13 protein-coding genes and 1 pseudogene are annotated in these 13,537 nt (G+C 68.2%); 12 read left to right on the forward strand and 2 right to left on the reverse strand.

Features of this window, described 5'->3' with window-relative positions; all coding sequences use genetic code 11:
- Positions 1-311 (reverse strand): MBL fold metallo-hydrolase (locus tag ING98_21040; GenBank protein MCA3104360.1); only part of this gene is annotated, 311 nt, incomplete at its 3' end.
- Positions 312-423: 112 nt separating this feature from the next.
- On the opposite strand from ING98_21040, the gene ING98_21045 reads away from it, so the two are divergent.
- From ING98_21045 to mtgA, 5 genes are all read left to right on the forward strand, one after another.
- Complete coding sequence (locus tag ING98_21045; GenBank protein MCA3104361.1) at positions 424-1,041, forward strand: esterase; 618 nt, start codon at positions 424-426, stop codon at positions 1,039-1,041.
- Positions 1,042-1,208: 167 nt separating this feature from the next.
- Positions 1,209-3,101 (forward strand): RNB domain-containing ribonuclease, encoded by a 1,893-nt coding sequence (locus ING98_21050; GenBank protein ID MCA3104362.1) that lies wholly within the window; start codon positions 1,209-1,211, stop codon positions 3,099-3,101.
- Between the two features lie 226 nt (positions 3,102-3,327).
- A complete protein-coding gene (locus ING98_21055; GenBank protein MCA3104363.1) occupies positions 3,328-4,176 on the forward strand; it encodes an energy transducer TonB in 849 nt (282 codons plus the stop codon).
- 13 nt (positions 4,177-4,189) lie between these two features.
- Positions 4,190-5,023 (forward strand): shikimate dehydrogenase, encoded by an 834-nt coding sequence (gene aroE / locus ING98_21060; GenBank protein ID MCA3104364.1) that lies wholly within the window; start codon positions 4,190-4,192, stop codon positions 5,021-5,023.
- A 30-nt stretch (positions 5,024-5,053) separates the two neighbouring features.
- Positions 5,054-5,749, forward strand: a complete 696-nt coding sequence (gene mtgA, locus ING98_21065; GenBank protein ID MCA3104365.1) for a monofunctional biosynthetic peptidoglycan transglycosylase — start codon at positions 5,054-5,056, stop codon at positions 5,747-5,749.
- Positions 5,750-5,858: 109 nt separating this feature from the next.
- Here mtgA and ING98_21070 read toward each other — a convergent pair.
- Positions 5,859-6,500, reverse strand: a pseudogene (locus ING98_21070) (transposase).
- Positions 6,501-6,743: 243 nt separating this feature from the next.
- Between ING98_21070 and mgtE the strand changes: the two are divergent.
- From mgtE to tadA, 7 genes are all read left to right on the forward strand, one after another.
- Positions 6,744-8,198, forward strand: a complete 1,455-nt coding sequence (mgtE, locus tag ING98_21075) for a magnesium transporter (protein MCA3104366.1) — start codon at positions 6,744-6,746, stop codon at positions 8,196-8,198.
- Positions 8,199-8,223: 25 nt separating this feature from the next.
- Entirely contained in the window at positions 8,224-8,634 is a 411-nt protein-coding gene (locus ING98_21080) for a hypothetical protein (GenBank protein MCA3104367.1), read from the forward strand.
- A 103-nt stretch (positions 8,635-8,737) separates the two neighbouring features.
- The gene (msrP, locus tag ING98_21085; protein ID MCA3104368.1) at positions 8,738-9,691 is read left to right on the forward strand and encodes a protein-methionine-sulfoxide reductase catalytic subunit MsrP; all 954 of its coding nucleotides are present in this window, start codon (positions 8,738-8,740) and stop codon (positions 9,689-9,691) included.
- 313 nt (positions 9,692-10,004) lie between these two features.
- The gene (locus ING98_21090) at positions 10,005-10,268 is read left to right on the forward strand and encodes a hypothetical protein (protein MCA3104369.1); all 264 of its coding nucleotides are present in this window, start codon (positions 10,005-10,007) and stop codon (positions 10,266-10,268) included.
- The gene (locus ING98_21095; protein ID MCA3104370.1) at positions 10,268-10,522 is read left to right on the forward strand and encodes a hypothetical protein; all 255 of its coding nucleotides are present in this window, start codon (positions 10,268-10,270) and stop codon (positions 10,520-10,522) included. Before ING98_21090 ends, ING98_21095 begins: the two co-directional genes overlap by 1 nt.
- 163 nt (positions 10,523-10,685) lie before the next feature.
- On the forward strand, positions 10,686-12,458 hold the full coding sequence (locus tag ING98_21100) for an EAL domain-containing protein (GenBank protein ID MCA3104371.1): 1,773 nt from the start codon (positions 10,686-10,688) through the stop codon (positions 12,456-12,458).
- A complete protein-coding gene (tadA, locus tag ING98_21105) occupies positions 12,412-13,527 on the forward strand; it encodes a Flp pilus assembly complex ATPase component TadA (GenBank protein ID MCA3104372.1) in 1,116 nt (371 codons plus the stop codon). The genes ING98_21100 and tadA overlap by 47 nt, the downstream gene beginning before the upstream one ends.
- Positions 13,528-13,537 lie beyond the last annotated feature (10 nt).

The raw sequence follows: 13,537 nt of genomic DNA on the forward strand, positions 1-13,537 counted from the left end.
AACGGCCGGCGGCGGTGCAGGACGAACCAGCCGGTCATCCACAGGTCGGGCAACCCGCAGACATGATCGGAGTGCAGGTGCGTGTAGAAGATGTCGGTCACCTCCGGAACGGGGATGCCGCACTCGTACATGCGCTGCAGCGTGGCGCGACCGGTATCGAACAGCAGCCAGCGGCCGTTCGCCTTCACCAGCGTCGAGATGCCATGGCGTGCCACGGACAGCGAAGGGCTGCCAGTGCCCAGCATCCACACCTGCATGTACTGTTCGAGCGGGGCGGCGAGGTGGACGCCCCTGTGGATCGGTATGCTCATGGCTTCCCTGAAAAGGCGTGCTGGCGTGTCCAGAGCGGATGCAGATTCTATGCCAGGCGGGCCGCGGCGCGAGCGCGTATCCTCCCGCGGGTGTCTCGCAACGGCATCGGAAATGATCGTCTACCTGCACGGATTCAACAGTTCACCGCAGTCGCTGAAGGCCCGCCTGGTCGAGGCGCGGATGGCCGACCTCGACCTGCTCGACCAGCTGGCCTGCCCCGCGCTGCCGCACTCGCCGAAGGAGGCGATTGCGGCCATCGACATCCTGCTGCCGGCCGAAGCCTCGGGCGTGACCTTCATCGGTAGCTCGCTCGGCGGCTTCTATGCGACCCATCTGGCGGAGAAGCATGGCGCGAAGGCAGTGCTGGTGAACCCGGCGGTGCAGCCGCATGTACTGCTGGCGCCGTTCGTCGGCGAGCAGGCCAACCTGCATTCCGGCGAACGCTGGACGTTGACGCCTGCCCACATCGAGGAACTCGCGGCGCTCGAGGTCGATCCGGTCACCCGTCCCGAACGCTACCTGCTGCTGGTCGAGACCGGCGACGAGGTGCTCGACTGGCGCCAGGCCGTCGCCAGGTACGCCGGCGCGCGGCAGGTGGTCGTCGAGGGCGGCGACCATGGCTTCTCGAGCTTCACCGACCATATCGACGACGTGCTGCGCTTTGCCGGCATGCTGGCGCCGCCGGATCCGATGGCGCGTGCCCGGCGCCCGCGTTCGCGCGCCGGCTGAACGCGGCTGGCCGCGGCCTGGTCGTCCGGGGTTTGGAAGCAGACCGCTCCGGTATACTGCGCGCCCGGCGCATGGACGCACTGCGCGTCCGTCCGGGCAGCTTTGCCTGCCCGCTGCCGTAAGTTTGCAATGCGCCCTTCATGCGCGCTTCACCGACTGCGGCCCTGATGAACGTTTTTTACGAGGAAGAAGGCGAGTTGCGGGCTGGCAGCGTGCTGGCCGACAACACCACCTCGCTGCAGGTCGAAGCGCCGCATGGCAAGCGCTCGAAGGTGAAGGCGTCCAACGTGCTGTTCCGCTTCGAGGTGCCGGCACCGAAGGCGCTGGTCGACGACGCAAGGGTGCTCGCCGATACGCTCGACCCGGATTTTCTCTGGGAGGCGATCACCGCCGAGGAGTTCGGGTTCGACGACGCGGCTCGCGAATACTTCGGCGTGGCCACCGGCAAGTCTGCGTCGCCGGTCGAGCGCGCGGCCATGCTGGTGCGTCTGCATGCGAGCCCGATGTACTTCTACAAGCGAGGCAAGGGCCTGTACAAGCGAGCGCCCGCCGAATCGCTGAAGGCTGCGCTGGCCGGCGTCGAGCGCCGCAAGCGCGAGGCGGAGCAGCAGGCGCAGTGGACCGCGGCGCTGGTGGCCGGCGAGTTGCCCGAGGCGATGCGCCCGATGGTGCCGACGCTGCTCTACGCCCCCGAGAAGCAGACGATAGCCTGGAAGGCGGTCGAGGCCGCATGCGCTGCGTCCGGATCCAGCGTGCCGCACCTGATGCAGCACTGCGGGGCGATCGCCTCGGCGCACGACTTCCATTACGGTCGTTTTCTGTTCGAGCACTTCCGCGCCGGTACCGGCTTCGCCGTGGATGGTGCAGGCGCGGGCATGCTCGATACGCTGCTCGCGCCGCTGCCGGCGCTCGAGACTGCGGCGGTGGCAGCCTTCTCGATCGACGACACCACCACCACCGAGATCGACGATGCGTTCTCCGTGCAGCCGCTCGGCAGCGGCTGGCGCATCGGCATCCATATCGCCGCGCCATCGCTGGGTATCGCGGCCGGCTCGACGCTGGACGAGGTGGCCCTGTCCCGTCTGTCGACCGCCTACTTCCCCGGGCGCAAGATCACGATGCTGCCCGACGCGCTGGTCGAGCGGTTCACCCTGGCCGAGGGGCGCACCGTGCCTGCGGTATCGCTGTATGTCGACGTGGATGCCGATTTCACCGTGCGCTCGACGCGCTCTGCAGTCGAATCGGTGCGGATCGCGGACAACCTCCGCCTGGAGCACCTGGAGCCCTGCTTCACCGCCGAGGCGCTGGCCGCCGCCGCTGCGTTGCCCGATCCGCGCCTCGACCATGCCTGCGGGCGCGAACTGTGGACGCTTTGGGGCTTCGCGCAGAAGCTGCAGGCCATGCGCGGCAAGCAGGCGGAGACCGGCAGTGGCCGGGTCGAGTACACGTTCATCGTCGAGGGCGACCGGATCACGCTGCGGCCGCGTGCGCGCGGCGCTCCGCTCGACACGCTGGTTGCGGAAATGATGATCTTCGCCAACAGCCAGTGGGGTGGGGAACTGGCGCGGGCGCAGGTGCCTGCGATCTACCGCGCGCAGTCCGGCGGCAAGGTGTTCATGACCACCGTTCCGTCGCCGCACCAGGGGCTGGGTGTCGCCCATTACACCTGGGCCAGTTCGCCGCTGCGTCGTATGGTCGACCTGATCAACCAGCGGCAGATCGCGAGCTGGATACGCAGCGAGCCGGCGCCGTATCCGCCTGGCAGCGAGTCGATGCTGGCCGCGATGCGGTCGTTCGAGCTGGCCTATGAAGCCTATGCCGAGGCGCAGCGTACGCTCGAGCGTTACTGGTCGCTGGTCTGGATCCAGCAGCAGGCACTGGCCTCGATCGACGGCGAGGTGATCCGCGACAACCTGATCCGCCTGTCCGGCGTGCCGGTGGTCGCCCGCGTGCCGTCTGTGCCGGAGCTGCCGGCGGGTACGCGGGTACGGCTGGCCGTCGAACGCATCGATCTGTATGACCTTCTGCTCGACCTGACGTTCGGGGAAGCGCTGGCGTGACCATGCGCAGTGGCCGGCGTCCGGTCGCCCCGGTGCTGCGGGCACCGGGTCGACAGGGCATGACAGCCCAGGGCGGCTCGCCTAGAATCCTTGCCATGGTGACCTGCCCGCTTTCGCAGCCGATGCCGTGGCTTCGCTGATCCGGTTGCCCAACCGCTATCCGGCGCCCGCGGCGCTGTTCCTCGCGCCACCGTTCTCGTACGTGGCACCGGCCAATCGTACGCTGATGCTCGCGGTGATCGCCTCGGTGCTCCTGCATGCGATGCTGCTCGCGGCGCGCTTCACGCTGCCCGGCAGCACCGATCGTGCCGCTGCGCCGGCAGCGCTCGAGGTGGTGCTGGTCAACGCACGCACCGTCAAGGCGCCCGTCAAGGCCGATGTGCGCGCGCAGTCGAACCTCGACGGTGGCGGCAATACCGATGCGTCGCGTCGGTTGAAGACCCCGTTGCCGCAATCCGCGACCGGTGTCGACGTACCCGACCCCGCTGCCGCCGCGCGCGCGCGGGTGGAGCAGCTCGAGGCGGAAACCCAGCGCGTGATGGCCCGGATCAAGTCGGCGGTGCCGATCGACAGCCGGGAGCCGAACCCGGGACCGCAACCGCTGCCGCAGTCGCAGCCGGTGCCTGCCCAGAGCTCGGCCGACCTCGCGGCGCGCAGCCTCGAGATGGCACGGCTGCGCGCGGAGCTGTCGAAGGAGTTCAGCGCCTACCAGGAGCGGCCGCGCAAGGCCTTCGTCGGCGCGCGCGCAGCCGAGTACCGGTTCGCGCGCTATGTCGAGGACTGGCGATCGAAGATCGAGCGGGTCGGCAACCTGAACTATCCGGACGAAGCCCGCCGGCAGAGGCTCTACGGTACGCTGCAGCTGACCGTCTCGGTGCGCCGCGACGGCACGGTGTACAGCATCGAGATCAACCGCTCCTCCGGCTTCAAGCTGCTCGACCAGGCGGCCATCCGCATCGTCGAACTGGCCGCGCCGTTCGCCGCGTTTCCGGCGGATATCTCGAAGGACACCGACATCCTGGCGATCACGCGCACCTGGAGCTTCACCACCGCAGAGCAGTTCCAGGGACAGTGAGGCGGCACGTGCGATGACCGACCGTTACGCCGTCTTCGGAAACCCGGTTGCGCACAGCCGCTCGCCGGCGATCCACGCCGCCTTCGCGCGCGAGACCGGGCAGGACATGGTCTACGAACGCATCCTTGCGCCGCTGGACGCATTCCGTGCCGCGGTGGACGCGTTCCGAGGCGAAGGCGGCCGCGGAGCCAATGTCACGCTGCCGTTCAAGCGCGAGGCCTGGCAGCTGGCCGATGCCTGCAGCGCGCGCGCCGCGTCGGCCGAGGCGGTGAACACGCTGCGCTTCGAGGCCGACGGCAGCGTGTTCGGCGACAACACCGACGGGATCGGACTGGTGCGCGACATCGAGGTCAACCTCGGCCAGCCGCTCGCGGGCGCCCGCGTGCTGATGCTCGGGGCCGGCGGCGCCGCGGCCGGGGTCGTGCTGCCGCTGCTCGACGCCGGGGTCCGGCGGCTGCATGTGGCCAACCGGACGGCTGCGCGCGCCGAGGCGCTGGCCGCACGGCAGCCTGGATCGGTAGTGTCCGGCGGGGGGCTGGATACGATCGAAGACGAGTTCGACCTGATCGTCAATGCCACTTCGGCGAGCCTCGGCGCTGATGCGCCGTCGACCGGGCGGGCGCGGCTGGTACCGGGCGGGCTGTGCTACGACATGATGTATTCGACCGAGCCGAGTGCGTTCCTTGCCGAGGCGGCGCGCAGCGGCGCGCGCATCGCAGACGGCATCGGCATGCTGCTCGAGCAGGCCGCCGAATCCTTTTTCCTCTGGCGAGGCGTGCGCCCCGGCACCCAGGCGTTGCTCACGAGCATGGGTCAGCCCTGGCGCGGCAGCCGTTTGGCCGGCTGACCCCGGCGTCGCCCCCCGCCGCTCCTGTCCATGCGCACGCTTTTCCGCTGGATCTCCCGACTGCTGCTGCTCGCGCTGGGCGCGCTGCTGGCCTGGCAGCTCTGGTTGTTCGGTCATGTCGTCTACTGGAAGTACCAGAACCCGGTCGAGACGTCGTTCATGCGCATGCGGCTCGACCAGCTGCAGCAGAAGGACGAGAAGGCCCGGTTGCGGCAGCAGTGGGTGCCGTACGACCGCATTTCGATCCACCTCAAGCGGGCGATCATCGTCGCCGAGGACGACAAGTTCGTCGATCACGAGGGCTTCGACTGGGAGGCGATCCAGAAGGCGCTCGAACAGAACCGCAAGCAGGGGCGGGTGGTGCGCGGCGGCTCGACGATCAGCCAGCAACTGGCCAAGAACCTGTTTCTGTCCGACGCCCGCACGCGGACGCGCAAGGTGCAGGAGGCGGCCATCACGCTGATGCTCGAGCAGACGATGGACAAGCGCCGCATCCTCGAGATCTACCTGAACGTGATCGAATGGGGCAACGGCGTATTCGGCGCCGAAGCCGCCGCCCGCCACTACTTCGGTGTCTCGGCCTCCCAACTGACACCCGCGCAGGCCGCCCGCCTTGCCGCGATGGTCCCCAACCCGCGCTTCTACGACCGTAACCGCGGCTCGCGCTGGCTCGCCCGCTACACCGAGATCATCCAGTCCCGCATGCCGCGCGCCGTCGTCCCCTGAAAACCCGGGTCTGACCCCGGGGTCAGACCCCAGTGTCTTTTGCATTACCATGCTTCGTCCTCGGAGCCTGAGCGAATGGGAGCGTGCGGATGTGTGGCATGACCTCTATTCCCAGACGGCTCGCCACGTCCTGCCGGAAGGCGTCGCTTCCGGCAGGCAGCCCGCCCTGCGTGGCATCACGAATGCACGCGAGTTCGTCTGCCGACAGCGGTTGTTCGAACAGACGCGTGTAGGCGGAAAGGCGCGTCTCGCGACGATCCCCAAGACCCTGGTAGACGGCGTGTGGGGTGATCAGTTCATCCGGAACACCGAGTGCGTTGCAGCGAAAACTCGACCATGGATATGCGCCTGGCGAGTCGACCATCGAGGCCCGTACGGGATTCGCTTCGATGTACCGCATGCACCTGAGAAGATACGTTTCGGTATCGATCAGGCTCGCGTGATACCGCCCTTCCCATAGCGTCCCGCTGCGTCCATACCGCCAGTTGACATAGCGCGCAAAGCGCGTCCCGAGCGACTGCATCATGCTCGGGATGGACTCTGCCGCGCTTCCGGTCACCAGAAGGTGGACATGATTGGTCATCAGGACGTAGGAGTGGACCAGGCACTCGCAGCGGATCGCAGCCTCTGTCAGCCAGCGCAGGAAGTGACGATGGTCGTCGGCGGACCTGAAGCACGGTGCCCGGTTGTTGCCTCGCTTGACGACATGCTGAGGCGTCGAAGGAAGGTAGAGTCGGTGGCGTCTGGCCATGGGTGGAGAATCGTTCGCGCTCGCAGCGAGTGCCAGCAGGAAGAACGCGTCTTCTCCGCAGATACCGGCAGCACCATTCATCGTCCGTAACAGGTCCGACAGGCCAGGCCAACGCATTGCCCTGAACCTTGGGGTCTGACCCCGGGGTCAGACCCCGGGGTCAGACCCTGAACATCGGGGCGCCATGTTGCGCTCAGGCGCATACAATCGCGCCACCATTGAACTGGGCCGCGAGCCGATGCCATGCCCGATGTCGACGAACCGCGCAGCGTGCAGGAGTCCCTGCAGGAGATCATGGATCTCCTGCGGCGCCAGCGCGTGGTCGAGTCGCTGGCGCATCGCGAGGGGGAGGGGCGCAGCGGCGGCCTGACCGATCGACAGCCCCTGGTCGATTCGCTGGTGCACAAGCAGAATGAGGCCGAGCTGCAGTCGCGCCTCGATGCGCTGCACCCGGCAGACGTCGCACTGATCCTCGAGGCACTGCCGCTCGACGAGCGCCTGCGCGTCTGGCAGCTGGTCAAGGCCGATCGCGACGGCGAGATCCTGCTCGAGGTGTCCGACGCGGTCCGGGAAACGCTGATCGCGGACATGGACCGCGGCGAACTGGTGGCCGCGACCGAGCAGCTCGACACCGACGAGATCGCCGACCTTGCCCCCGACCTGCCGGACGAGGTCATCGCCGACCTGTTCAAGTCGCTGTCGGCGGAAGAGCGCGAGCAGTTGCGCGAGGCGCTGTCCTATCCCGAGGACAGCATCGGCGGGCTGATGGACTTCGAGATGGTCACCATCCGCGAGGACGTGACGATCGAGGTCGTGCTGCGCTACCTGCGCCGCCTCGACGAGCTGCCGAGCAACACCGACAAGCTGTTCGTGGTCGATCGCAAGGGCCTGCTGCGCGGCGTGCTGCCCCTGAAGAAGCTGCTGGTGAATGAGCCGGAGATCGAAGTCTCGACGCTGGTCGACCGTAACGTGGTCAGCTTCCATCCGGACGACGATGCGCGAGACGCGGCGACTGCGTTCGAACGCTACGATCTGATCTCCGCACCGGTGGTCGACGATCACGGGGAAGTGCTCGGCCGGCTGACCGTCGACGTGGTGGTCGATTACATCCGCGAGGCGTCCGAGGCCGAGAAGCTGAAGGCGAGCGGCCTGCGCGAGGAGGAGGACATCTTCGCCCCGGTCTGGGACAGCCTGAAGAACCGCTGGACCTGGCTGGCGATCAACCTGGTGACGGCATTCATTGCCTCGCGCGTGATCGGCGCCTTCGAGGGATCGATCGAGAAGCTGGTCGCGCTCGCTGCACTGATGCCGATCGTGGCTGGCATCGGTGGCAATGCAGGAAACCAGACCATCACGATGATCGTGCGCGCGCTCGCGCTCGGGCAGATAAGCCGCGACGGTGCGCGCAAGCTGTTCGTGAAGGAGATCACGATCGCGCTGATCAACGGCCTGGTCTGGGGCAGCATCGTCGGCCTGGTCGCATGGGTGTTCTACCGCAACGTCGAACTGTCGCTGGTGATGATGGCGGCGATGACGCTCAACCTGCTGCTGGCCGCCCTGGCCGGCGTGCTGATCCCGCTCGGCCGGCGCTGGCTCCAGCGCGACCCGGCGGTGGGCTCGTCGGTGCTGATCACGGCGCTGACCGACAGCGGTGGTTTCTTCATCTTTCTCGGACTGGCGACGCTGTTCCTGGTCTGACCCATACCTCCCGGAGCCGCAAGCGATGAACGGAACCGCCACCGCGCCCAGTCTGTACGCCCGCACCGCGATATGCGCCGTCGCCGTCGCGGCGCTTGTCGCTACCCTGACTGGTTGCGCCACGCCCGGCAGCGCCGCGCCCGCCAGGGTGAGCAATGACGCGCTGGTCGATTCGCGCGGCATGAGTCTGTACACCTACGACAAGGACGCCGACGGCAAGAGCGTGTGCGTGGCCGTTTGCGCCCGGAACTGGCTGCCGCTGGTCGCGACCGCATCGAATCGCGCAGCCGGCGACTACACGATCATCACGCGCGACGACGGCAGCCTGCAGTGGGCCTACAAGGGCAGGCCGCTGTACGCCTGGATCAAGGACAAGAAGCCCGGCGACCGCACCGGCGACGCCTTCGACAAGGCCTGGACCCTCGCTCGTCCCTGACCGCGGACGGCCTCCAGGCGCTGCCGTGCGGGAACGCTCGTGCGCGGGTAACCATCCCGTAGAATGGGGTGTCCCTCTCGCAGAGCGTCCCCCGGAGACTCCCATGCTGATCAAGCGCCCCGACGATATTCGCCCGTCAGAGATCACCCCCCGATCGGTGTACGAGGACCGCCGCCAGTTCCTGTTCGGCGCCGCCGGTGCGCTGGCGCTGGCTGGCAGCGGTACGCTGCCGGGCGAAGCCCATGCGCAGGCGCGCGAGAAGATCGCCGGGTTGCGTCCGGCGCCGGCTGCCTACACGGTGAAGGATCCGCTCAACACCTACGAGCAGATCACCTCCTACACGAACTTCTACGAGTTCGGCACCGACAAGTCCGATCCTCTGCGCAACTCGAAGAATTTCCGTACCCGGCCGTGGACGGTCGAGGTGGACGGCGAAGTACGCAAGCCCCGCACCTTCGGCATCGACGACCTGCTGAAGCTTGCCCCGGTCGAGGAACGTATCTACCGGCTGCGCTGCGTCGAGGCATGGTCGATGATCGTGCCTTGGGCCGGCTACTCCCTGTCGGAGCTGATCAGGCAGGTCGAGCCGACCGCGAACGCGAAGTTCGTCGAGTTCCATACGCTGCACGATCCGAAACAGATGCCCGGACAGAAGGATCCGGTGCTGCAGTGGCCCTATGTCGAAGGCCTGCGCATCGACGAGGCGATGCACCCGCTGACGCTGCTCGGGCTCGGGCTGTACGGCGAACTGCTGCCCAACCCGAACGGCGCGCCGGTGCGGCTGGTGGTACCGTGGAAGTACGGCTTCAAGAGCGGCAAGTCGATCGTGCGTATCCGCTTCGTGGAGAAGATGCCGACCACTGCCTGGATGCGCTCTGCACCGAACGAGTACGGCTTCTACTCGAACGTGAATCCCAAGGTCGACCACCCGCGCTGGAGCCAGGCGCGCGAGCGGCGCATCGGCGAGTTCCTCAAGCGCGAGACGCTGATGTTCAACGGTTATGCCGAACAGGTCGCGTCGCTGTACACCGGGATGGACCTGCGCAAGCATTTCTGAGCCGGGCGCGGCTGGCGGTGTGCCGACCGCCATTGTCGCCAGCGCGGGTTCCGACTATCGCTCGCCATCGGCCGTTTCCCGCCTGAGACTGCCAGCCCCGCAGCGCCTAACCTGAGCGCTGCGTATGCGGGGATTGGCCTCGCTCGCCACCGGGGATTGCCCCTGGTGCCTCGCGCATTCCGCGCGAAAACCGCGTTGTCTCGTCGATGCCGGCTGCTGTCCGGTGCCGATCCGGTCGCGCGGTGTTCACCCCTCGGGGACGTTCACGTCCCCGGCGGGGGATCCGTGCGTCCCCGGTTCGTCTGGAGGGCGCATGGATCAGTGGTTCATGGAGTCGTATCTGCGGTGGCTGGGGCAGGCGAGTGACGCGGAGCTGATCGACCGTAAGGATGCGGTGGCGATCGCGTTGCTGCAGGCCGGTATCGACTGCGAGCTGAGTCGGGCGCTGTTCCACCTGCTCAACGAAGAAGTCGATGCCCGCGAGCAGGTGGCGCGCATGCGCCGTGTGCGGCGCCGGCGGGAGGCGGTCAGGCTGAAGCCTGCCGTTGTGGCGGACGATGGCGACGAGGTGGCCTGATGGGCGGCCTCGACGACTCGCACCGGCGCCGGCGGGACGATGCTTGTCCGCACGATCGCTGGTGGTTGCGGCAGCTATGGGTCTGGTGGTGGCTGTGGAAGGTGGACAGTGCGCGGCGCCGGCGCTGCATTGCGGCGTTGCGCGCGCTGGCCGGCATCGTGTGCTTCTGGATTGTCAGGCTGCTGGCCTGGCTGGTTGAGCGCGAATGCCCGGGCAGCCGTCCGCCAGGCTCTGGGGATCCGCGCGAGCGGTGAGTCCGGCAGGAAACGCTCGATGAAGCAATGACGGCCGTCGCAGCGCTTGCATCGGTTGCACGTCCGTGCAGCAAGGCCGGGGGACGCGAGTCCCCCGGTCGTTTCCCACGTTGCCCGAACCGCGGTGGCTGGAGAGAATAGAGACCATGTTGATTGAACTGACGTGAACGAAGACACTGCGGGCGGGGCGCCGCACGATCCGCTGCTGGGGTGGGCCGGCCTCGATACGGCGGGCCGGATCGTGTCGCTCGGTGGAAGGGCGGACCGGCTGCACGAAGGGGTCAGGGTCGGCCTGCGGCTGGCCGACGCCTTGCGCGAACCTGCGGAACTCGATCGATTCATTGCCGAGGCTGGCACGTCCGGCAGCATCGACCCGGGACGGCAGCTGCGATGCCGGCTGCACTGGGCCGTGCCGGAGGGCGGCATGGCCCGGCCTGTGGATGACGTACCTGCAGTCGAACTGCTGCTGCGCCGTGCGTATCCGCCATCCGGCCCGGTACGCATCGCGGCGGAGTTCCACCGCGAGCTATCGCGCGATCGGCTGGCCGCGCGTCCGGCGTCGACGCTGCTGGCACCCCTGCCCATTGCCACCGCCAGCGTCGAGGCGGCGGACCTCTGGCGTCTGGGTAGTGCGCTTTATGCAGCTACCGTGGCGCCCTCCGCCATGCGGCCGGCGGGACTGATCCGATTCGCCCTTCATCCGGTGCCACTGCCTCGTATCGTGGCCGTGGCTGACGTCGATCCCTGGCTGGGCGTTGCGCTCGCCCGCCTCGCTGCCAGCGCTGCGCAGCTCGGCGTCGAGGCCGTTGCAGCGCGCACCGGCACGCGCGAACTCACCGTCTGGGTCCGCGATGGCACAGGCTGCGAGACGCTGTGTGAGCACTGGCTGACTGCCATGACCGCAAGCCCGCTGGTTGGCAGCCGTTGCCGGCTCGTGGTCGGGCCCGCGGCCGGTTGGTGCGTGATGCCGGCCGACGGGACAGTACTCGGGCATCTGCTGGACGCACTGGACGCCGTGTACGACCCGGCAGATCCGCGTCCGCGGCGTCCGCCCATCCCGGTGAGCAGTGTCGCGCGCGAGCGCGACATCGACGAGCGGCGCGATGCCCTGACCGGGACGCTGGTCGAACTGGTGGCCTCCGGGCGTGCCCGGCTGGTGGGTGAGCCGATCGTCGATGCGCCGACCGGCGTGGTCGCCGGCCTGCACCTGCGCGCCGAGTTCCGCTCGCTGTTCGCGGTCGCCGAGCTGCTCGATTACCTCCCGGACATCGTCGACGACGACGTCGCAGCCGATGCGCTCAACATATGGCTGGCTGCAGCAATCCGCAACGCGGGACTGCCCGCCCGGCAGGATGTACCCCAGATGCTGCAGCTTCGCATCGCACCGGCCCAGTTGCGCCGGCTCGATTCGCTCGCCGGCGTGGTTGCCGCGCTGTGTGAGGCCGGCGGCGGCGTGCCCTGCCTGCTGCTGCCCGAGGCTGCAGTGCACCGGGATGCCTATCTGGTGATCGATGCGGCCACGGAGGTGGCTGCACTCGGAGCCGTGGTCGGTATCGACGACTACCGCGGGCTGCTGCCTGTGCAACCGCTGGCGCAGGCTGGCATCGGCGGCTTGCGGCTGCATCGTTCGCTGGTGCGCGAGCTCGGTGAGCGATCCTTCGCCGGAGACCGCCTGGCCGACCTGCTGGCGCGCGCACGCGCCAGCGGTCTCTCGGTACTGGTACCAGGCCTGGCGGATCGCACGATGGTGTCCGCGGCCATGGCCGCTGGTGCTCTGCACCTGTCCGGGCCGGTATTCGGCCGTCCGCGGCGCCTGCTTGCAGCTTCGCCGTCGTTGTTGATTGCTTCACCCACTGCCCAATCCCATCCGCCCGCACAGGAATCGCCCGATGGCCAAGGACCTGTTCGAACTGATCGCCGACCTGGCGCACGATGAACTGCCGTTCAGCGAGATCCATCTCGTCGAGGGCGCGCCGGTCGCGCTGAAGCTGCCGGGGGGTCTGCGCGATCTTGGCGACGAAGGCTCGGTGCCGCGAGTGGCGATCGAGCAGTTCCTCGATCGCGTGCTGCCCGGCTGGCAGCCTGCGCTTGCCGGTTGCCGGTCGATCGACAGCGCGGTCGAACTGCCCTCCGAGACGCGCCTGCGGGTGAACGTCCACTGGGCGAATTCCGGCCAGAGCCTGCGACTGGTGATGCGCCGGATCCCGCGCGACCCGCTGACCCTGAAGGACACCGGGCTGCCGCCGTTCCTGCCCCGGCTGCTCCTGGAAAGCGGCAAGGGGCTCGTGATCGTCACCGGCGCGACTGGTGCCGGCAAGACCACCACGCTGTTCGCCGCGCTGCGTCATATCATGGAGCAGCGCGAAGCACCGCCGCACATCATCACGATCGAGGAGCCGATCGAGTACGTCCTGCGCAGGCCGCGCGGCGTGGTCACCCAGCGCGAAGTCGGGGTCGACACCGCGAGCTTCTCGCACGGGCTGCGCGAGGCGCTGCGCCAGGGCCCGGACGTGATCATGGTGGGCGAGGTGCGTGACCGCGATACCGCCGACACGATGCTGCGCGCGGCCGAGTCCGGCCACCTGGTGCTGGCGACCGTGCATTCGAGTTCGGCCGACGGTGTGATCAGCAAGATCGTCTCGCTCTTCCACCCCGACGAGCAGGCACAGACCCGCCATGTGCTCAAGAACGTGCTGATCGGCGTGGTCTGCCAGGTGCTGCTGCCGAGGCTGCAGCGCGACGGCTTTGCGCTGGCCGCCGAGATCCTGATCAACAGCCCGCAGGTGGCGCGCGCGATCGAGGATCCGGCGCGGCTGTCCACGCTGCGCGACTTCATGCGTCGGTCCGAGGACCGGCAGTCGCGGCTGCTCAACGACGTGCTGGTCGACCTGGTACGCGGCAAGCGCGTGTCGCGCTCCGACGCCCTGCTGGCAAGCTACGACCGTCAGGACCTGCTGCCGGCGCTCGACCGGGCAGCCGGCGATACCGTGGACGCCGAACGTTGAACGTCAGCGC

The sequence above is a fragment of the Rhodocyclaceae bacterium genome, assembly GCA_020248265.1.
Classification (GTDB): domain Bacteria; phylum Pseudomonadota; class Gammaproteobacteria; order Burkholderiales; family CAIKXV01; genus CAIKXV01.

Excerpts from the sequence above, each read along its gene's own strand:
- ING98_21045 (MCA3104361.1), top strand. The coding sequence starts at position 424 with ATGATCGTCTACCTGCACGGATTCAACAGTTCACCGCAGTCGCTGAAG.
- ING98_21050 (MCA3104362.1), top strand. The coding sequence starts at position 1,209 with ATGAACGTTTTTTACGAGGAAGAAGGCGAGTTGCGGGCTGGCAGCGTG.
- ING98_21055 (MCA3104363.1), top strand. The coding sequence starts at position 3,328 with ATGCTCGCGGTGATCGCCTCGGTGCTCCTGCATGCGATGCTGCTCGCG.
- aroE (MCA3104364.1), top strand. The coding sequence starts at position 4,190 with ATGACCGACCGTTACGCCGTCTTCGGAAACCCGGTTGCGCACAGCCGC.
- mtgA (MCA3104365.1), top strand. The coding sequence starts at position 5,054 with ATGCGCACGCTTTTCCGCTGGATCTCCCGACTGCTGCTGCTCGCGCTG.
- mgtE (MCA3104366.1), top strand. The coding sequence starts at position 6,744 with ATGCCCGATGTCGACGAACCGCGCAGCGTGCAGGAGTCCCTGCAGGAG.
- ING98_21080 (MCA3104367.1), top strand. The coding sequence starts at position 8,224 with ATGAACGGAACCGCCACCGCGCCCAGTCTGTACGCCCGCACCGCGATA.
- msrP (MCA3104368.1), top strand. The coding sequence starts at position 8,738 with ATGCTGATCAAGCGCCCCGACGATATTCGCCCGTCAGAGATCACCCCC.
- ING98_21090 (MCA3104369.1), top strand. The coding sequence starts at position 10,005 with ATGGATCAGTGGTTCATGGAGTCGTATCTGCGGTGGCTGGGGCAGGCG.
- ING98_21095 (MCA3104370.1), top strand. The coding sequence starts at position 10,268 with ATGGGCGGCCTCGACGACTCGCACCGGCGCCGGCGGGACGATGCTTGT.
- tadA (MCA3104372.1), top strand. The coding sequence starts at position 12,412 with ATGGCCAAGGACCTGTTCGAACTGATCGCCGACCTGGCGCACGATGAA.